General features: G+C 69.2%; 19 protein-coding genes. 4 read left to right on the forward strand and 15 right to left on the reverse strand.

Annotation, left to right across the window (positions count from 1 at the left end):
* The first annotated feature begins 5 nt into the window (after nucleotides 1-5).
* Together BM109_RS15175 and BM109_RS15180 are read left to right on the forward strand one after the other, a co-directional pair.
* Entirely contained in the window at nucleotides 6-1,214 is a 1,209-nt protein-coding gene (locus BM109_RS15175) for an acyl-CoA dehydrogenase family protein (protein ID WP_093343959.1), read from the forward strand.
* A gap of 34 nt (nucleotides 1,215-1,248) precedes the next feature.
* On the forward strand, nucleotides 1,249-2,244 hold the full coding sequence (locus BM109_RS15180; RefSeq protein WP_093343960.1) for a tripartite tricarboxylate transporter substrate binding protein: 996 nt from the start codon (nucleotides 1,249-1,251) through the stop codon (nucleotides 2,242-2,244).
* Between the two features lie 3 nt (nucleotides 2,245-2,247).
* Here the strand turns inward: BM109_RS15180 and BM109_RS15185 are convergent, their stop codons facing one another.
* On the reverse strand, nucleotides 2,248-3,168 hold the full coding sequence (locus BM109_RS15185; RefSeq protein ID WP_093343962.1) for a LysR family transcriptional regulator: 921 nt from the start codon (nucleotides 3,166-3,168) through the stop codon (nucleotides 2,248-2,250).
* 112 nt (nucleotides 3,169-3,280) lie between these two features.
* On the opposite strand from BM109_RS15185, the gene BM109_RS15190 reads away from it, so the two are divergent.
* Nucleotides 3,281-4,222, forward strand: a complete 942-nt coding sequence (locus tag BM109_RS15190) for a DMT family transporter (RefSeq protein ID WP_093343963.1) — start codon at nucleotides 3,281-3,283, stop codon at nucleotides 4,220-4,222.
* Nucleotides 4,223-4,251: 29 nt separating this feature from the next.
* A complete protein-coding gene (locus BM109_RS15195) occupies nucleotides 4,252-4,956 on the forward strand; it encodes an alpha/beta hydrolase (protein ID WP_093343965.1) in 705 nt (234 codons plus the stop codon).
* Between the two features lie 12 nt (nucleotides 4,957-4,968).
* Here the strand turns inward: BM109_RS15195 and BM109_RS15200 are convergent, their stop codons facing one another.
* From BM109_RS15200 to hpaE, 14 genes are all read right to left on the reverse strand, one after another.
* The gene (locus BM109_RS15200) at nucleotides 4,969-5,946 is read right to left on the reverse strand and encodes a 2-dehydropantoate 2-reductase (protein ID WP_093343966.1); all 978 of its coding nucleotides are present in this window, start codon (nucleotides 5,944-5,946) and stop codon (nucleotides 4,969-4,971) included.
* Between the two features lie 16 nt (nucleotides 5,947-5,962).
* Complete coding sequence (locus BM109_RS15205; RefSeq protein WP_093343968.1) at nucleotides 5,963-6,763, reverse strand: class II aldolase/adducin family protein; 801 nt, start codon at nucleotides 6,761-6,763, stop codon at nucleotides 5,963-5,965.
* A gap of 18 nt (nucleotides 6,764-6,781) precedes the next feature.
* Nucleotides 6,782-7,771: a Bug family tripartite tricarboxylate transporter substrate binding protein gene (locus BM109_RS15210; protein ID WP_093343969.1), complete on the reverse strand. Its 990-nt coding sequence runs from the start codon at nucleotides 7,769-7,771 to the stop codon at nucleotides 6,782-6,784.
* 34 nt (nucleotides 7,772-7,805) lie between these two features.
* Entirely contained in the window at nucleotides 7,806-9,542 is a 1,737-nt protein-coding gene (gene ilvD, locus BM109_RS15215) for a dihydroxy-acid dehydratase (RefSeq protein ID WP_093343971.1), read from the reverse strand.
* A 40-nt stretch (nucleotides 9,543-9,582) separates the two neighbouring features.
* On the reverse strand, nucleotides 9,583-10,053 hold the full coding sequence (locus BM109_RS15220; RefSeq protein ID WP_093343972.1) for a nuclear transport factor 2 family protein: 471 nt from the start codon (nucleotides 10,051-10,053) through the stop codon (nucleotides 9,583-9,585).
* Complete coding sequence (locus BM109_RS15225; protein WP_093343974.1) at nucleotides 10,050-12,026, reverse strand: hypothetical protein; 1,977 nt, start codon at nucleotides 12,024-12,026, stop codon at nucleotides 10,050-10,052. Before BM109_RS15225 ends, BM109_RS15220 begins: the two co-directional genes overlap by 4 nt.
* The gene (locus tag BM109_RS15230; RefSeq protein WP_093343975.1) at nucleotides 12,023-13,219 is read right to left on the reverse strand and encodes an ATP-binding protein; all 1,197 of its coding nucleotides are present in this window, start codon (nucleotides 13,217-13,219) and stop codon (nucleotides 12,023-12,025) included. The genes BM109_RS15225 and BM109_RS15230 overlap by 4 nt, the downstream gene beginning before the upstream one ends.
* A 69-nt stretch (nucleotides 13,220-13,288) precedes the next feature.
* Nucleotides 13,289-14,113, reverse strand: coding sequence for a 4-hydroxy-2-oxoheptanedioate aldolase (gene hpaI / locus BM109_RS15235; RefSeq protein WP_093343977.1), 825 nt, complete (start codon nucleotides 14,111-14,113; stop codon nucleotides 13,289-13,291).
* 17 nt (nucleotides 14,114-14,130) lie between these two features.
* Nucleotides 14,131-14,934, reverse strand: coding sequence for a 2-oxo-hept-4-ene-1,7-dioate hydratase (gene hpaH, locus BM109_RS15240; protein ID WP_093343978.1), 804 nt, complete (start codon nucleotides 14,932-14,934; stop codon nucleotides 14,131-14,133).
* A gap of 16 nt (nucleotides 14,935-14,950) precedes the next feature.
* Complete coding sequence (locus tag BM109_RS15245; RefSeq protein ID WP_093343980.1) at nucleotides 14,951-15,358, reverse strand: 5-carboxymethyl-2-hydroxymuconate Delta-isomerase; 408 nt, start codon at nucleotides 15,356-15,358, stop codon at nucleotides 14,951-14,953.
* Between the two features lie 13 nt (nucleotides 15,359-15,371).
* The gene (locus tag BM109_RS15250) at nucleotides 15,372-16,199 is read right to left on the reverse strand and encodes a DODA-type extradiol aromatic ring-opening family dioxygenase (protein WP_093343981.1); all 828 of its coding nucleotides are present in this window, start codon (nucleotides 16,197-16,199) and stop codon (nucleotides 15,372-15,374) included.
* Nucleotides 16,196-16,531: an aromatic ring-opening dioxygenase subunit LigA gene (locus BM109_RS15255; RefSeq protein ID WP_093343983.1), complete on the reverse strand. Its 336-nt coding sequence runs from the start codon at nucleotides 16,529-16,531 to the stop codon at nucleotides 16,196-16,198. Before BM109_RS15255 ends, BM109_RS15250 begins: the two co-directional genes overlap by 4 nt.
* 2 nt (nucleotides 16,532-16,533) lie before the next feature.
* On the reverse strand, nucleotides 16,534-17,508 hold the full coding sequence (locus BM109_RS15260) for a tripartite tricarboxylate transporter substrate binding protein (RefSeq protein ID WP_093343984.1): 975 nt from the start codon (nucleotides 17,506-17,508) through the stop codon (nucleotides 16,534-16,536).
* The gene (gene hpaE / locus BM109_RS15265; RefSeq protein ID WP_093343986.1) at nucleotides 17,505-18,971 is read right to left on the reverse strand and encodes a 5-carboxymethyl-2-hydroxymuconate semialdehyde dehydrogenase; all 1,467 of its coding nucleotides are present in this window, start codon (nucleotides 18,969-18,971) and stop codon (nucleotides 17,505-17,507) included. The genes BM109_RS15260 and hpaE overlap by 4 nt, the downstream gene beginning before the upstream one ends.
* Between the last annotated feature and the right edge of the window lie 5 nt (nucleotides 18,972-18,976).

The following is an 18,976-nucleotide window of genomic DNA, read 5'->3' on the forward strand; positions in this document are numbered from 1 at the left end:
CGGACATGAACGCATCCCTCCCGTCGTCCGGCGCCCCTGCGCGCCCCTTCGAAGGTTCCGCGCGCGCGGCCGAGCTGATCGCGCGCATCGAGGACTTCCTGCACGGCGAGCTCGCCGACCTGGTGCGCGTGCACGGCATCGACCACGAGCACGGCGCGAGCCGCGAGCTGCTGCGGCAGGTCTGGCGCCGTTCGCAGGCGCTGGGCTTCTACGGCATGACCCTGCCCGAAGCCATGGGCGGGCTCGGCCTCTCGGTGCTCGACCACGTGCTCGTCAAGGAAGCGATCTACGCGAGCGGCTCGCCGCTGGCGCCGCACGTGCTCGGCGAGCTCAGCGGCCCGCCGCGCGTGGGTGCGCTGGTGCGCAAGGCCACGCCGCACCACATGGAACGCTTCATCGTGCCGGTGGCGCGCGCCGAGAAGGCGATCTGCTTCGCGCTGACCGAGGCCGAGGCCGGCTCCGACGCGGGCGCGGTGCAGACGCGCGCCGTGCGCGAGGGCGAACACTTCGTGCTCAACGGCCGCAAGCGCTTCATCTCGGGCTCGCCCTTCGCCGACTTCGCGGTGCTGATGGCCTCCACCGCGAGCGACCCGGCGCAGCGCGAGGTCAGCGCCTTCTTCGTCGACCTCACGCAGCCCGGCGTGCGCGTGGAGGCCGGCTACAAGACCATGGCGGGCCAGTCGCACACCGGCGACATCGTGCTCGAGGACTGCCGCATCCCGGTGGCGAACCTCGTGGGCGAACCCGGCCGCGGCCTCGCGCTCGCGCTCGGTCGCATCACGGTCAACCGGCTGCTGCACTGCCCCGCGATGGTGGGGCTGGCCGCGGTGGCGCTGCGCGACGCTTGCGAATACGCCGGCCGGCGGCGCCAGTTCGGCCGCGCCATCGGCCAGTTCCAGGCGATCCAGCACCTGCTGGCCGACATGGCGACCGAGCTGGCGGCCGCGCGCGCGCTGATGCTCGCGACCGCGCGCCAGATCGACGCCGGCTCCGAGGCGCGCGCCGAGGCCTCGATGGCCAAGCTGTTCTGCTCCGAGTCGGCCTTCCGCATCGCCGACCGCGCGGTGCAGATCCACGGCGGCGAGGGCATCGTGCAGGGCCGGCGCGTGGAGTTCCTGTTCCGCATGCTGCGCATGTACCGCGTGCTGACCGGCACCAGCGAGATCCAGCGCAACACCATCGCGCGCGAGCTGCTCGGCGAGCTTCCGGGCTGAACGCATCAACCAAGAACGACAAGGAGACAACCCCATGTGCTTCACGGACCGCCGCCGCTTCCTCGGCACCGCTTCCGCCGCGCTGGCCGCCTTCGCGCTGCCGGCCGCCTCGCGCGCCCGCGCGGCCGCCGCGCCCTGGCCCGAGCGCCCGATCAAGTGGGTCGTGCCCTACCTCGCGGGCACCGGCCCCGACATCACGGCGCGCGTGCTGGCCGAGGCCGTGGGCCCGTTGCTGGGCCAGCCGGTGGTGATCGAGAACAAGGGCGGCGCGGGCGGCAACATCGGCGCGCGGCTGGTGGCGCGCGCGCCGGCCGACGGCTACACCTGGATCTACTCGGCCGCGCCGATGGCCGCCAACATGCGCATGTACCGCAGCCCCGGCTACGACGCGCTCAAGGACTTCCGCCACCTCATGCGGCTCACCACCTCCGACATCGTGCTGGTGGTGAACGCCAACGCCGGCATCGCGAGCCTGGCCGAGCTGGCCGCGAAGGCGCGCGCGAACCCCGGCAAGCTCGACTACGCCTCGGGCGGCGTCGGCACGCCCTCGCACCTCGGCGTGGAGCTGCTGCTGAACGCGCTCGGCGCGCAGGCCACGCACGTGCCCTACAAGGGCGCCTCGGAGCTGGTCAACGCCATCCTCGGCCAGCAGGTGGTGTTCGGCACGCCGATCCTGTCGGTGGCCGCGCCGCAGATCCAGGCCGGCAGGCTCAAGGCGCTCGCGATCGCGGGCGCGCGCCGCAACCCCACACTGCCCGAGGTGCCCACGCTGGCCGAGCTCGGCGTGAAGGGCGTCGAGCTGACCTCCTGGGGCGGCATCTCGGTGCCGGCCGGCACGCCCGACGCGATCGCCGAGCGCATCCGCGCGGCCTTCGAGAAGGCGCTCGCGCAGCCCGCGGTGCAGGCCACGCTGGCCGAGAACGGCGGCCTGGCCAGCCCGCAGGGCGCGCGCGAGTACACGCGCGGCTTCACGCAGGAGATGGCGCTGACCGAGACGATGATGAAGCAGGCGGGGCTGCAGCCGCAGTGAGGCTCAGCCCTCGGTGCCGAGGTGCGCCACGAGGTGGTCTATCAGCACCCGGCACTTGGGCACGGTGAAGCGGTTCGGCGGATAGAGGATCCAGGCATGGCCGTGGTAGTTGCCGCGGAACTCCCAGTCGCCGAGCACGCGCGCCACGCGGCCCTCGCCCAGGGCCTGCTGCGCCGAGAAGGCCGGCACGCAGGCCACGCCCAGGCCGGCCGTCGCGGCCTCCATGCGCATCTCGCTGTGGTTGGCGATGTAGCGGCCCTGCACCGTCACCTCCACGCCGTCCTCGCCGGGGCGGCTGAAGCGCCAGTGGTTGTCGCGCTCGTGCTCGCCCAGCGACAGGCAGCTGTGGGCCGCGAGATCGCGCGGGTGCGCGATGGCCGCATGGCCCTCGAGGTACGCGGGCGCGGCCACCAGGATGTGCGCCACCGCCATCAGCCGGCGCGCCACCAGCCCCTCGGGCGGCTCGGTGGTGAGCCGCACCACGAGGTCCACGCCCTCGCGGATCGGATCGATGTCGCGGTCCTCCACGATCAGCTGCACGTCGACCGCGGGATGGCGCGCGAGGAAGTCCAGCACCAGCGGATGCAGCACCCGCCGCGCGAAGGCCTTGGGCGCGCTCAGCCGCACCAGCCCGCGCGGCTCGGCCGAGAAGCGCTGCGCCAGCGCCATCGTGTCCTGCGCCGCGGCCGCCAGTTCGCGGCAGCGCTCGAAGGCCTCGGCGCCGGCCTCGGTCAGGCGCAGCTGGCGCGTCGTGCGCTGCAGCAGCTGCACGCCGATCTCCTTCTCGAGCCGCTTCACCTGCCGGCTCGCGGCCGAGGGCGTGATGCCCAGCAGGTCGGCCGCGGCCGAGAAGCTGCCGAGCTCGGCCACGCGCAGGAAGGCCACCATCTCGGGCAGTACCTTGAGGAATGAATTCGGTCCCACGGTGCAACAGTCCTGTTCCTGCGGATGGCTACTCGCCGCGATCGATGCCCGGAACAATTCCGCCTCGGGCCCTGCGCATGGCGCGCGGGCACCGGCATCGAACAGGCGGAGTATGGATTCAAAGCGCGCGGGCGGCATCGCCCTCACCCCCGGCGGCGTGCCGGCCCGGCCCGGCTTCGGCATGGCCGAACTCATGCTGCTGCTGGTGGCGGCGGTCTGGGGCGGCAGCTATGCGGTCGCCAAGCAGGCCACCCTGCAACTGCCGGTGCTCGAATTCATCGCGCTGCGCTTCGGCCTGACCTTCCTCGTGCTGCTGCCGGCGCTGCGCCCGCTCGTCGGGCCGCAATGGCGGCAGGGGCTCGCGGTGGGCGGGCTGCTGGGCGCGAACCTGCTCGCGATCTTCGTCTGCGAGACCTTCGGCGTCTCGCTCACCAGCGCGAGCAATGCCGCCTTCCTGATCAGCCTGTGCGTGGCCTTCACACCGCTGGCCGAATGGTGGCTGCTCGGCGAGCGGCCCGCGCCGCGCGTGTTCGCGGCCGCGGCGATCTCGCTCGCGGGCGCCGCGCTACTGTCGCTGAGCGCGCATGCCTCGGCCAGCTCGGCCGGCCTGGGCTGGGGCGACGCGCTGATGGTCGCGGCCGCCGTGCTGCGCGCCCTCATGGTCTGCCTGACGCGCCGCCTCGCGGGCCGCCATGCACTGCCGGCGCTCACGCTGACCGCGGTGCAGGCGGGCACCATGGCGCTGGGCGCGGCCGTGCTGGCGCTCGCGGTGTCGGGCGGCGCCTGGCATCTGCCGCCGGCCCCGGCCTCGTTCTGGTGGGGCATGGCCTACCTCGTGCTGCTGTGCACCGTGTTCGCCTTCTTCGCGCAGAACCATGCGGCCTCGCGCACCAGCCCGAGCCGGGTCTCGCTGCTGATGGGCAGCGAGCCGGTGTTCGGCGCGCTGATCGCGGTCTGGGGCTTCGGCGAACGGGTCGGCCCGGGCGGCTGGATCGGCGGCGCGATGATCGTCGCGGCCGCGTGGTGGGTCACGCTGCCGCCGCGCCGAGGCTGAGCCCGCCGGGCATGGCATCCTCGGAGCGCATGACCGATTTCTCCGTGGCCCATGGCCCCCACACCCTGCGGGGCTCGATCCTTCCGAATGCCGCGGGCGAGCCGCCGCGCGTGCTGGCGCTGCATGGCGGTGGCGTCCAGGCCTCGCGGCGCGGCATCCGCTACCTGCTCGACGGCCTGGTGCAGGGCGGCGTGCCCTGCGCCTCCTTCGACTTCTGCGGCCATGGCGAGAGCGGCGGGCAGCTCGAGGGCTCGAGCCTCGCGCACCGCGTGGCGCAGGCGCGGACCGTCGCCGCGCAGGTGGCGCCGGACCGGCCGCTGTCGCTGATCGCCAGCAGCATGGGCGGCCACATTGCCTGTGCGCTGATTCCCGTGCTGAACCCGCCCGCGCTGGTGCTGTTCTGCCCGGCCGCCTACGTGGCCGAGGCCGAGGACGCGCCCTTCGGCCCGCGCTTCCAGGGCCTCCTGCGCGCGACCCGCGACGAAGACTACGCGGCCTCGCCGGCCTTCGCCGCGCTCGATCGCTTCGAGGGCCGGCTGCTGCTGGTGCTCGGCGACGAGGACGCGGTCATTCCCGCCGCGGTGCTCGCGCAGTACGCGCAGCGGGCGCGGCGCGCGAAGAGCGTGGAAGTGCTGCGGCTCGCGGGCGCGGGCCACAAGCTGCACGAATGGCTGCCCGCGCATCCGCGGGACCACGCGCGCGTGCTCGAGGCCGCGCTGCGCACGCTGGCGTAGCGCCAGCGCCGCTCAGTACAGGCCCAGCTGCCGCGTCTTCAGGCGCGCCAGCCCCAGCAGCGCATCGGTGAACGGCGTCGCCACGGCGGTCAGTTCGCCGAGCTCGCGCACCACGGTCACGAGGGCGTCGAGCTCGACCGAGCGGCCGGCCTCCACGTCCTGCAGCATCGAGGTCTTGAAGGCGCCGAGCTTGCGCGTGACGGCATGGCGGTCTTCCGGGCTCTGCGCGATCTCGATGCCGATGCGGCGGCCGATCTCCTTGGCCTCGAGCATCACGGCCGAGATGAAGCCGCGCACGTAGTCGTCGCCCATGATCAGGTCGGTGGTGGCACCGGTCAGCGCGCTGATCGGGTTCACCGTCATGTTGCCCCAGAGCTTGAACCAGACGTCGCGCTGGATCTGCGGCGACAGCGTGGTCTCGATGCCCGTGGCCTGCAGCAGCTCGACCAGCTTCTGCACGCGCGGCGTGGCCTCGCCCGAGGGCTCGCCCACGATCAGGCCGTTGCCGAAGTGGTGCCGCACCACGCCGGGCGCGTCGAGCGAGCAGCTGCAGTGCACCACGCCGCCGATCACGTTGGCGGCGGGAATGGCGCGCGCGATCGCGCCGTCGGGGTCGACCGCGCCCAGGCGGTGGCCCGCGATGGGGCCGCCGAAACCGCCCTCGAGGAACCACCAGGGCACGCCGTTCATCGCGGTCAGCACCAGGGTGTCGGCACCGATCAGCGGCGCGATGCGCTCGGCCACCCCGGCCAGCGCCGGTGCCTTGACGGCGATCACCACCAGGTCCTGCACGCCGAGTTCCTCGGGGTCGGCCACCGCGTTGACCGGCACGCGCGTGCGCACGTCGCCGCGCATCAGCGAGAGACCGTCGCGCCGCAGCGCTTCGAGCGTGGCGCCGCGCGCCACCACGTTGAGGCGCTGGCCCGCTTGCGCGAGGCCGACGCCGATCCATCCGCCGATCGCGCCGGCGCCGTAAATGCAGATCTTCATGGTCGGATCGTAGCGGTCAGGCGCGGTAGGAAGGATCGATGCGGTCGACCTGGCGCACCAGGGCATTGAACACGTCCTGGCCGGCGCCGTGCGCGGGGCTGAACTGCAGCGCGTCGCGCGTGCAGCGGCGCGCGATCTCCTCGCTCACGGGGATCGCGGCGCCCATCGAGAAGGTCGCCATCTGGATCTCGCAGGCGCGCTGCAGGGTCCAGAGGATCGCGAAGGTCTGCGGCAGCGTCTGGCCCCAGGCCAGCAGGCCGTGGTTGCGCAGGATCACGGCATTGCGGTCGCCGATGCTCTGCAGCAGGCGCGGGCCCTCGTCGGCGTGGATGGTGATGCCCTCGAACTCGTGGTAGGCCACCATGCCGTGCAGCTGCGCGGTGTAGAAGTTGGTCTGCTGCAGGCCGCCCTGCAGGCAGGCCACGGCCACGCCCGCGGTGGTGTGCGTGTGCATCACGCAGTGGGCGCCCTCGAGGCCGTCGTGGATCGCGGCATGCACCGTGAAGCCGGCCGGGTTGACCGGGAAGGTCGAGCCGTCGAGCACTCGGCCCTGCAGGTCGATCTTCACCAGGTTGCTGGCCGTCACCTCGCTGTAGTGCAGGCCGAAGGGATTGATCAGGAACTGCTTCTCGCCACCGGTCACGCTGTCGGGCAGCCGCACCGTGATGTGGTTGTAGATCATCTCGGTCCAGCCCAGCATCGCGAAGATGCGGTAGCAGGCCGCGAGCTCCTCGCGCGCGGCGCGCTCGTCGGGATGGATCGAGGGATGGACCAGGGCCGACGCGGACGACGGCGTGGTGGTGGCGAGAGAGGTCATTGCAGTTCCTTCATACGGTTAGCCTTCCGCGGTGAAGCCGACTTCCTTGACGATCGGCGCCCACTTGGCGGTGTCTTTCTTCAACAGTTCGGTCAGCTCGGCGGGCGTGGACGACATGGCTTCCAGGCCGAAGGTGCCGAGGCCGTCGACCACGTCCTTCTGCGCCAGCGCATTCTTCATCGAGGCATTGAGCTTCGCGACCAGCTCGGGCGAGGCCTTGGCCGGCAGGAAGAAGGCGAACCATTCGCTGTGCGCCATGTCCTGGATGCCCTGCTCGCCGAAGGTCGGCACGTCGGGCGCGAAGCGGCTGCGCTTGGCACCCGAGACGCCGAGGATGCGCACCTTGCCCGTGGGCAGGTGCTGCGTGATGTCGCCGATCGGGCCCGACACCGCCGAGATGTTGCCGCCCAGCAGGTCGAGCATGGCCGGCTGCGTGCCGCGGTAGGCCGCGTGCTTGAGCTCGACGCCGCCCTTCTTGCCGAGCAGCGCGCCGATGAAGTGCGGCGTGGAGCCGGCCGCCGGCGAGCCGTAGTTGGCGCCGGCCGGGTTGGCCTTGGCCCAGGCCAGGAACTCGGGCACGGTCTTCACGCTGGCCGGCACGGCCGGGCCGACCGCGAAGCCGAAGTCGAAGATGCAGCCGATGGTCACGGGCGTGAGGTCGACCATCGGGTCGTACGGCAGCTTCTTGTAGATGTGCGGGTAGATCGTGAGGATCGAGGTCGGCGTCTGCAGGATCGTGGTGCCGTCGGCCGGCCGGCCCTTGACGTAGCCGACCGCGATCTGGCCGCCCGCGCCGGTGCGGTTCTCCACCACGGCCGCGCGCGCGTAGTCGGGGCTCAGCTTGGTCGCGACCCGGCGGCAGATGGTGTCCGAGGTGCCGCCGGCCGCGAAGCCGGTGACGATGGTCGCGGTCTCGATGCCGGCCTGCGCGAAGGCGCGCTGGCCGATGCCGGCAAGCAGCGCGGAGGCGCCGGTGGACTGCAGCAGCTGGCGGCGGGTGAAGCTCATGATGGTTCTGTCTCCGGGTAACGGTGGTTGGGGGTCAGGACTCGTCGCGCAGCCAGGTGACCGCGCCCGAATGGGTCACCGCGCCCTGGTGGGCCGGGCGCACGGTGAGCGCGTATTTTTCCAGCAAGCCACCGCGCGGGACCCCCGCGTTTACCTCACGTCCGGCGAGGCGCCGCGCGATCTCCTCGTCCGTCAGTTCCACCGAAATGGTGCGCGCCGCCGCGCGCGCGTCGATCGCGATCAGGTCGCCGTCGCGCAGCGCCGCGATCGGGCCGCCGTCGGCCGCCTCGGGCCCGGCATAGCCGATGCACAGGCCGCGCGTGGCGCCCGAGAAGCGTCCGTCGGTCAGCAGCGCCACCTTGTCGCCCATGCCCTGGCCGTAGAGCAGGGCGGTGATGCCCAGCATCTCGCGCATGCCGGGGCTGCCCCTGGGGCCCTCGTTGCGGATCACGATCACGTCGCCGGCCTCGTACAGCCGGTTCTGCACCGCCGTCTGCGCCTGTTCCTCCGAATCGAAGACGCGCGCCGGGCCGCGGTGCACCAGCGTCTGCAGGCCGGCGGTCTTGAGCAGCGCGCCGTCGGGGCAGAGGTTGCCCTTGAGCACCGCCAGCCCGCCGTCGCGCGTGATCGGGTTGCCGGCCTCGCGCACCACGCGGCCGTCGGGCGCCAGGGCGTCGGCCAGTTCCTCGGCCATGGTGCGGCCGGTGAAGGTGAGCACGTCGCCGTGCAGGAAGCCCTGCTCGAGCAGCGTGCGCAGGATCACGCCGGCGCCGCCGATGTAGAACACGTCGCGCGCGAGGTAGCGCCCGCCCGGGCGCAGGTCGGCGATGAGCGGCGTGCGCGCGAACACCTCGGCCACGTCGTCGAGGTGGAAGCGGATGCCGGCCTCGTGCGCGATCGCCGGCAGGTGCAGCGCGGCATTGGTCGAGCCGCCGGTGGCCGAGACCACGGCGCAGGCGTTCTCGAGCGCCTTGCGCGTGACGATCTCGCGCGGCAGCGGGCTGTCGCCCATCACCGCCTTCATCAGCGTCTTCGCGGCGCGGCGCATCAGCGGCGCACGCTCGCTGAACACGGCCGGCACCATGCTCGAGCCGATCGGCGCGAGGCCCAGCGCCTCCGACACCATGCCCATGGTGTTGGCCGTGAACTGGCCTGCGCAGGCGCCGGCCGTGGGCAGGCAGGCGCGGCTCATGGCGTCGAGTTCGTCGTGCGTGGCCGTGCCGGCCAGCACCTTGCCGATGGTTTCGTAGGTGTCGACCACGTTGAGGTCGCGCCCGTCGGGCCCGGGCATCTGGCCCGGCAGCGCCGAGCCGCCGTGCACGAACACGCTCGGCACGTTGCAGCGCACCATGCCCATCATCAGGCCCGGCAGGTTCTTGTCGCAGGCGCCGATCGCGAAGATGCCGTCCCACTGGTGGCCGCGCACCGAGGCCTCGACGCTGTCGGCGATCAGCTCGCGCGAGATCAGCGAGAAGCGCATGCCCGAGTGCGCCATGGTCAGCCCGTCGCTGACCGACACCACCGGGCATTCGTGCGGCGTGCCGCCGCCCGCGTAGATGCCGGTCTTGGCATGCTGCGCCTGCTCGCGCAGGTTCAGGTTGCAAGGACTCATCTCGCCGCCGGTGTGGAACACGCCGACGTGCGGACGCTCGATGTCCTCGTCGTCCTGGCCCAGCGCATGCAGGAAGCTGCGCGTGGTAGCGCGAATCGTGCCCTCGCGGATGGTGGCGGAACGGAAGCGCGGCGGCTTGGGATCGGTGGGCGTGGTCATCGGCTGGCGGCGGGCTGGCTCGGAAAGGAGAAGAAAAGGGTCAGAACATGCCGTTGCTGTTGGCGGCGGTCTCGGGCACCGGCTGGATCACGTCCCAGTGCTCGACGATCTTGCCGTTCTCGAGCTTGAAGATGTCGACGATCGCGTTGCCGCGCGTGCCCGGTTCGCGCACCGCGTGCACGTGCAGGATCACGTAGTCGCCCTCGGCGAAGCTGCGCTTGATCTCGCTCTTCGAGTTCGGGAATTTCTCGCGCAGGAAGGCGATGAACTTGCGAAAGCCCTCGGGGCCGTCGGCCGCGGTCGGGTTGTGCTGCACGTAGCGGTTGCCCACGTACTGGAGCGCGGCCTCGGCGTCCTTCTGGTTCAGGCCCTTCTCGTAGAAGGCCAGGACGGCCTGGCGGTTGGCTTCCTGTTGGGCTCCGGGGCCGGTGGCGGGCAGTTGGGCGCAGGCGGTAAGGAGCAAGGCCAAGATGGCGGTGGTTGCCAAAAAAAGTATGCGTATCGAATTCATTCAGTGGCCTCTGGTGTGTATGTGATCTGCGCTTCGAACGGAGGGAGGTTCATCACGAGATTTCGCTCCTCTCTGGACAGAACCAAAAGTTCTTTCTCGTTGTTCGTACGTTTCCAATTGACGATCGCTTGGAACAGACGAATGAAAACTCTGCTTACTTCGGGTTGGATGCCTTGCGATGCGATCTGGAAGATAGCGTCGAAGGTTGCCAGGAATGCTTGCCGTCTCGATGTGTCATGGATCGCTTGAATGCCAGAGTGAAGTAGTGCGACCGCCGCGTGCGAGGGGAAAACGTCTAGGCTTTCGACAAGCATGGATGCCGTTGTCTCTGCCTTGCGCTCTTCCAGTTGAACAAGGCCGATAGCTGCTGCCAAATGCCCCAGGTAAGTCTGGTACGCATTGGAATGGGAAAGTTCAGCCCTGCCAGATTCGACGGCGCTTTGCAGATCGGATTCGAGGTCGTTGACGCTCGTCTTCAAGTTTTTTTGAGATGACGGGACAATCCAATGCACACTGAGTAGCACCAGAGCCCTGGCTTCTCGGCTTTTCTTATTCATTGGGGATCGCGCGTAGATCTCGTCAAAGACACTGGATGTCTTTTCCGGAGCCGTGTCGCGGATGGATGCTGACAAGGCTTTGATCTGGGCAATCAGGATGGGATCAATACCAGTACTCTTTTTCGTCAGCTCCAACGCTCGCCGCACATACTGTTCCTCGATGGAACCCTTGGCGCGAGAGCCCTCCAGCCACTCGCTCAACTCCGCTTCCGTGTACCAAATGCGAAGGATCTCGACGAACAAGCCAATGGGCTCCCCACGCTGCGACTTGACCTCCATGCAAAGCCGCATCAACGGCTCGGTCAGCTCGTAGTAGCTCTCGCGCCCCTGCTCGATCGAACGCACATAGCGCTTCTCGCGCAGTTGCTTGAGCTGCCCCGAACAGGTCTGGTGCGTGATGAAGCAGGCCTTGGCAATCTGCTTGACCGGTGCCGCGCCGCGATAGCTGACGAGGTATTCCACGATCTTCCGCTGCTGGCCCGAAAGCTCCTTCATCCGCGCCTGGTAGTAGGGCGTGAGTTCGTCCAGCGTGTGCATCACGGCCTGCACCAGTTCGTCGAGCGCCTCGCGGCTCAGGAACTGCGCAAAGATCACGTAGATGCGCGGATTGCCTTCCGCGAGGTGATGCACGGCGCGGATGCGTGCATGGCCTTCGGGCGTTCCGATGAATTCGGCCAGCGCCTCGTCGCCGCGTTCCACGGCGATCTTCTTCAGCAGATCGACAACGTCCTCGAGGCTGAATTCCTTCAGCGCCTGGATATCGAAGAAGCCGTAGAACGGCGACTTCTGCAGGCTCACGCCCGCGAACAACGAGGGCGTCGTGGTGACCAGCACCAGCTGCGGATGGTTCTGGATGAAGGCCCTGAACTGCCGCTGCCCGGCGTCGCCCAACTGGTCGAACAGGTCGTCGAGGTTCTCGAGCAGCACGATCAGCGTCTTGTCGCCGAGCACGTCGAGCAGCAGCGACGAGGCCTGTGCCTCGGCTTGCTTGAGCGTCAGCTCGTACAGCGGCGTGGTGCGCGCCGCGATGCCCAGGTCCGGATGCTTCTGGTCGAGCGTGCGCAGGATGCGCAGCACCAGCTCGAAGAAGCTGGTCACGCCCCATTCCTCTTCGCGCATCCAGGCGATCAAGCCTTTCTCGCGAACCTCTTTCGACTGGGAAAGCCGGTGATGCAGGAGCGAGACCAGGTGCGTCTTGCCGATGCCGCGCGGACCGACGAAGAGGTAGTGGTGCTTCGACCGCGTGGTCACGCTGTGCACGACGTCGTCGTAGCACGCGTCGATCAGCGGCTGTCGTTGCACAAGCATCTGCTGCAGCGTGTCGGGCTGCATCATGCTCGGCGTGAAGTGCGACAGGTACAACGCCTTCTGCGTCATCGGCGTCGGCATCGCGGAGGGCTTGGCGGTCTTCTTCATGCGCCGGCTCCGTCATTCACGGACACACCGCGATGCCAGCGCCACCAGCGCGCCACGATGCTGAACTTGTAGCGAAGGTTGCCGCTGTCGGGATCGCGAACGAAGTAGTAGTCGCGCTCGAGCAGGTGCGTGAGCTCGAGCCAACTCTCCCGCTCCAGCGCCGCAACGGTGCCCTTGGCGCGGTTGATGGCGGACTGCATCGGCATCGAAGCCGGCGTGGAGGCCACCGCGTCCAGCAGGGCGTGGCAAGCGGCGCGGTCGCCGGCGTAGTACTCCTGCGTTCGCTCCTCGTAGTGCTTCAGATGCCAGGGATCGAGCGCGGACCGGATGGCCTCGGCCACTTCCTTGCGCACGTCGTCGCTCGTCACGCGATAGCCCGAGCCCGCATGCTTCGACTTGAGCTTGCTCAGCACGTGGTGGATGTAGAACGGGATGTCGTCCACCTGCGTCGCCACCGTATCCGCCACGGCATCGTCGGCCAGCGCGATGCGGTTGTCGTTGAACAGCCGCAGAGCGAGCGAGGCCGCATCGGCATGGGCCAGCGGCGGGACTTCCATCGTGGCCATGTCGTTGACCGGCGCATTGACATAGCCCTGCTGCTTCAGATGGCGGACCACGTGATGCAGGCCGACCGAGCCGGTGAACACCATCCGCACCTTGGGGTTCTGCTGGCGGATGCTGCGCAGCACGTCCAGCAGTTCCATCGCCTCCTGCGGCGCGGTCTTCGCGAGGTTCTGCAGCATCATGGGCAGCTCGTCCCACAGGAAGACCACCTGCTCGGTCTGCGCCGATTCACCGAGGTGCGCCAGGGTATCGACCAGGCCCTGCTTCCAGGTCTTGGCCGTGAAGTTGGGGAACGTGACCGGGCCGATCTTCAGCCCGGCCGCTTCCGAGCCGATGCCCGCGAGCCATTCCCTGAACTTCTTGAGCTTGCCGAGCAGCGGGTGCAGATCCGCCATCACGTACTGCACGAACTCGTTCGCGCTGCGGACCCCCTCGAGATCGCGCTTGACCATGACCCAGCCATCGCGCCGCTGGGCCTCCAGCTTGCTCAGCACATGGGTCTTGCCCATGCGCCGCTCCGCGACCAGTTGCAGGCTCTGGGTTTCCAGGGCGTCCATGACCTGGGCGACCAGGGCGTCCCTGCCGACGATGTCTTCGAGCGCCAGCGCTCCGCCTGGATTGATTTTCATTGAAGTACGATGGATTTAACGTACGTCAAATTTATCATGCGTTCAAGGCGACAGCGGTCCGGGCGCGGCTCAATAGCTCGACGATTCGGGGCTTGCTGCACGGTCCTTGTACTTGGCGAGCAGCTGCTTCGCCGCCGCGGCCAGCACGATGGTGTCCACCCCCACGGCCACGAAGGTGGCGCCGGCCGCGAGCCACTTGCGTGCCTGCTCCTCGGTGGTCGAGAGGATGCCCGCGGCCTTGCCGGCCTTCTGGATGCGCGCGACCGCGTCGGCGATCACCGCCTGCACCTCGGGATGGTTGGGCTGGCCGACGAAGCCCATCGAGGCCGAGAGATCGGCCGGGCCGATGAACACGCCGTCGACGCCGGGCGTGGCCGCGATCGCGTCGAGGTTCTTCATCGCCTCCACCGTCTCGGCCTGCACCAGCAGGCAGGTCTGGGCATTGGCCTCGTGCAGGTAATTGGGATAGGCCTGCCAGCGCGAGGCCCGCGCGAGCGCGCTGCCCATGCCGCGGATGCCCTCGGGCGGATAGCGCATGCCCTGCACCATGCGCGCGGCCTGCTCGGCGGTGTCGACCATCGGCACCAGCAGCGTCTGCGCGCCGATGTCGAGGTACTGCTTGAGCAGCGTGGTGTCGCCCACGGGCACGCGCACGATCGGCTGCGGCCGGGTCGCGCCCTCGGGCAGCGCCGACCAGGCGCTCGAGATGCCCTGCAGCTGCGCGAGCACCGAGCGCACGTCGTTGGGCGCGTGCTCGCCGTCGACCAGCAGCCAGTCGTAGCCGGTGCCGGCCAGGATCTCGGCCGCGTAGCCGTCGGCCAGGCCGACCCACAGGCCGATCTGGGCGCGCTTCTCGGCCATGGCCTTCTTGAACAGGTTGATGGGGGTGTGCATGGAGGATTCCGAAAAGGTCAGACGAGGCGGAACGACACGGCGCCCAGCGGGCCATAGTCGGCATGGAAGGTGTCGCCGGGCAGCGCGGTGGTCGGGCGCGTGAACGAGCCGCCGAGCACGACCTCGCCGGCCTCCAGGTGCTCGTCCCACGGCGCGAGCTTGTTCGCGAGCCAGGCCACGCCGGTGGCCGGATGGTTGAGCACGGCCGCGGCCACGCCCGATTCCTCGATCACGCCGTTCTTGTAGAGCAGCGCGCTGACCCAGCGCAGGTCGACCGCGTCGGGCTTCACCGGCCGCCCGCCGATCACGATGCCGGCATTGGCCGCGTTGTCGGCGATGGTGTCGAAGACCTTGCGCGGCGCCTTGGTGTGACGGTCGAACTGCTCGATGCGCGCGTCGATGATCTCGATCGCCGGCACCACGTAGTCGGTGGCCGCGAGCACGTCGAAGATGGTCACTCCCGGGCCCTTGAGCGGCTTGCCGAGGATGAAGGCCAGCTCGACCTCGATGCGCGGCGCGATGAAGCGCGTGAACGGGATGTCGGAGCCCTGCTCGAAGAACATGTCGTCGAGCAGCGTGCCGTAGTCGGGCTCGGTGATCTGGCTCGACTGCTGCATCGCGCGCGAGGTCAGGCCGATCTTGTGGCCCTTGGCCACGCGGCCCTCGGCGATCTTCTGCTTGACCCATGCGCGCGAGATCGCATAGCCGTCCTCGATGGTCATCTCGGGAAAGCGCTTGGAGAAATGCTCGACCTGCACGCGCGAGCGTTCGCTCTCGTGCAGTTCGGCCGCGAGCCGGGCGATGGTGTCGGAAGAAAGCATGGCGGTGTGTGTGGGGTCAGCTCTTGTTGAACAGGGGATGCAGGTTGCTGTGCTTGCCGTCGTAGACCTGGCCGGGGCTCTCGTCGATCTGCAGCGTGATGCCGATGTGGCGTTGCGAGAAGACGGGCTCGAAGTGGCTTCGCACCTTGGCCAGCAGCTCGTCGCCGGCCTTCTTCTTCACGGCCTCGGAGCGGCCCGAGGCCATGCGCAGGTTGAGGTAGACGAAGGCGTAGTCGGCCTGGCCGTCGGCCACCGCGTAGTGGGCGGCCGGGTAGGCCAGCACGCGCGTGCCGCCGGTCGGGAACACCGGCTTGCCGGCTTCGTCGCGCTGCTCGAGCATGGTGTCGGCCAGCGTGCGGCACAGCGCCGACATGTCGGTCTCGGCCTCGATGTTGGGCGTGTAGAGGATCACCAGGTGCGGCATGGTCGTGCTCCGTTCAAACCACCGACATCGTCGCGGCCGTGCAGGTCACCGCGAAGATCGGAATGGCCTTCATGTGGAAGATCTCGCCCTGGCCGCGCGCGGCCGCGGCCACGCTGAGGAAGGTGCGGATCTCGAAGCCGCCCTGGCCGGCCTCGCGGTAGGTCGCCTCGTCGCCGTAGTCGTCGAGCGACAGCAGCGCCTCGCGATCGTTGGCGCACCAGCGGCGCATGAACTCGGCGTCCCACTCGGCATTGACCTTGCCCGAGTCGGGCGTGGCCGGCCAGTGCGAGATGCCGCCGGTGCCCACCAGCGCGATGCGCTCGGGCACCTTGTCGCAGGCGCGGCGCAGCGCTTCGCCGAAAGCCCAGGCGCGGTGCAGCGGCGTGAGTGGCGGGCCCTGGCAGTTGATGTTGACCGGGATGACCTTGGTGTCGAAGTTCGGCGTGAGGAAGTTCAGCGGCACCATGATGCCGTGGTCGAACTTCCACTCCTCGGCATAGGCGACGTCCACCGTCTGCATCACCTCGCGGATCAGCCGCTGCGACAGCGCGGCATCGCCCGGAATGGTGTGCTTCTCGATGCCGAGCCACTTCGGGTCTTCGATCGGGCCCTCGTAGCTGTCGGCCATGCCGATCGCATAGGCCGGCATGTTGTTCATGAAGAAGTTCGCGAAGTGCTCGGCCGCGATCACGATCACCGCGTCGGGCTTCGTCGCGCGCATGGCCTCGCCGAAGCGATGGAACTGCGCGTGGAACTCGTCCTTCACCGCCGGGTCGGCGAGATGCGCGCGGCCGGTGATGCCGGGGGCGTGGCTGCAAACGCCTGCGAATACGAGACTCATACGCCCGCCACCTTTTCGTCTGTGCTTGTCGTCATTGCATAGATGCCGGCGCGCACCGGCCCGTACTTGCGCACGCCCTCGCGCATGGCCTCGAGGTAGTCGGCCCACGGAATGCCCAGGAGCGGCGCGAAGTGCATCAAGAGCTGCCCGTTGCAGCCCAGCACGTAGAGCTTGCCGACATCGCCGCTGTCGATGGCCTCGCGCTCCTCGTCGCTGAGGTCGTAGCCGCCGAGCAGCGCCTTGCGCGTGTCGCCGCCTTCGGCATAGCGCCGCTGCACCTCGGCATCGCGGTTGAGCGCGAACAGGAATTTCTGCATCGCATAGAGGCTCATGGTCAGCCCTCGATCTGGATGTTGGCCTTGCGGATCACGTCGCCGTACTTCGCGATTTCGCTCTGGACGAAGACCGCGAAGCGCTCGGGCGAGCCCGACAGCGACGCGATGCCGCCCTTGCGGAAGGCCTCGGTCACCACCGGTCCCGCGAGCGCGCGGTTGACCTCGGCGTTCACGCGCTGCACCACGGCGTCGGGCGTGCCGGCGGGCGCCAGCAGGCCGTTCCACGAATTGGACTCGATCGCCACGCCCTGTTCGGCCAGTGTGGGAATGTTCGGCGCGTACTGCGAGCGCTGCGCGGTCGCCATGCCCAGCGCCACCAGCTTGCCGCCCTCGACGTGGCCGCGGAACTCGGGCCAGTTGCCGAACATCATCGTGACCTGGCCGCCGAGCAGGTCGGTCAGCGCCGGCCCCTGGCCCTTGTAGGGCACGTGCACGATGTCCAGGCCCATCTGCAGCTTGAGCATCTCGCCCGACAGGTGGGCCGAGGTGCCGTTGCCGAAGGAGGCGAAGCTCAGCGTGCCGGGCCTGGCCTTGGCCTGGTCGCGCAGGTCGGCCAGCGTCTTGAGGCCGCTGCCCGGATGGGTGGCGAGCACGTGTTCCGACATGCCCATCAGCGCCACCGGGCGCAGGTCCTTCAGCGTGTCGTAGGGCAGCTTGCGCACCAGCGTCTGGTTGGCCGCGAAGCTGTTGGCCACGCAGACGAAGCTGTAGCCGTCGGGCGCGGCCTTGGCGACCGTGTCGACGCCGATCACCGTGCCCGCGCCGGGCTTGTTCTCGATCACCACGGGCTGGCCCAAGGCCTTCGCGAGCTCGGTGCCGACCAGCCGCGCGACGAAGTCGGTGGTGCCGCCGGGCGGGAAGGGCACGACGATGCGCACTGGCCGGGCCGGCCACGCGGCCTGGGCGCGCGCCAGCATCGGCAGTGCCGCGAGCGCGGCCGTGCCTTGCAGCAACGTGCGACGACCCAGGCTCATGCCACGCCCCAATGGGGGATGTGGTGCGAGCCCAGCGATACCGCCACGTTCTTCGGTTCGCAGAACACCTCGTAGCTCCAGGTGCCGCCTTCGCGGCCCGTGCCCGAGGCCTTGGTGCCGCCGAAGGGCTGGCGCAGGTCGCGCACGTTCTGGCTGTTGACGAAGCACATGCCGGCTTCCACGGCCGCGGCCACGCGGTGCGCCTTGCCGATGTTCTCGGTCCAGACGTAGCTCGACAGGCCGTACTGGATGTCGTTGGCGAGCTCGATGGCATGCGCCTCGTCGCGGAACGGGATCAGGCAGGCGACGGGGCCGAAGATCTCGTCCTGCGCGATCTTCATGCGGTTGTCGACGTCGGCGAACACCGTGGGCACCACGTAGTTGCCCTTCTTCACGCGGTCGGGCAGGTTGCTCGGTGCTTCGAGGCCGCCGCACAGCAGGGTGGCGCCTTCCTTCGGGCCCAGCTCGATGTAGCTGCGCACCTTGGCCAGGTGGGCCTGCGAGATCATCGGGCCGACGATGGTCTTCTCGTCGAGCGGGTCGCCCACCGTGATGCGCCTGGCGCGCTCGGCGAACTTGGCGGCGAAGTCGGCGTAGATCGACTGCTGCACCAGGATGCGCGAGCCGGCCGTGCAGCGTTCGCCGTTGTTGCTGAAGATCATGAACACGGCCGCGTCGAGCGCGCGGTCGAGGTCGGCGTCGTCGAAGATCACGAACGGGCTCTTGCCGCCGAGCTCCATGCTGAACTTCTTGAGGCCCGCGCTCTTCACGATGCGGTTGCCGGTGGCGGTGGAGCCGGTGAACGAGATCGCGCGCACGTCGGGGTGCGCCACCAGCGGCTCGCCCGCTTCCTTGCCGTAGCCGTGCACCAGGTTCAGCACGCCGGGCGGAATGCCGGCTTCCAGCGCTAGCTCGCCCAGGCGCGCGGCCGACAGCGGCGACAGCTCGCTCATCTTCAGCACGGCCGTGTTGCCGAAGGCCAGGCAGGGCGCGACCTTCCAGGTGGCGGTCATGAAGGGCACGTTCCACGGGCTGATCAGCGCGCACACGCCGACCGGGTGGAACAGCGTGTAGTTCAGGTGCGTGGGCGTGGGATAGGTGTGGCCGTCGACGCGCGTGCACATCTCGGCGAAGTAGTAGAAGTTGTCGGCCGCGCGCGGCACCAGCTGCTTGCCCGTCTGCGCGATGACCTGGCCGCAGTCGTTGGTCTCGGTCTGCGCGATCTCGGGCACGTTCTTCGCGATCAGGTCGCCGAGCTTGCGGATCAGCTTCGCGCGTTCGGGCGCGGGCATGCCGGCCCACTTCGGGAAGGCTTCCTTGGCGGCGGCCACGGCCGCGTTCACCTCGGCCTCGCCGCCGGAGGCGACTTCGGCCAGCACTTCCTGCGTGGCGGGGTTGACGGTCTCGAAGTAGTCCGAGCCCTTGACGGACTTGCCGCCGATGAGATGGTCGATCTGTTGCATGAGGG

The organism is Variovorax sp. PDC80 (genome assembly GCF_900115375.1).
Taxonomy (GTDB): Bacteria; Pseudomonadota; Gammaproteobacteria; order Burkholderiales; family Burkholderiaceae_C; genus Variovorax.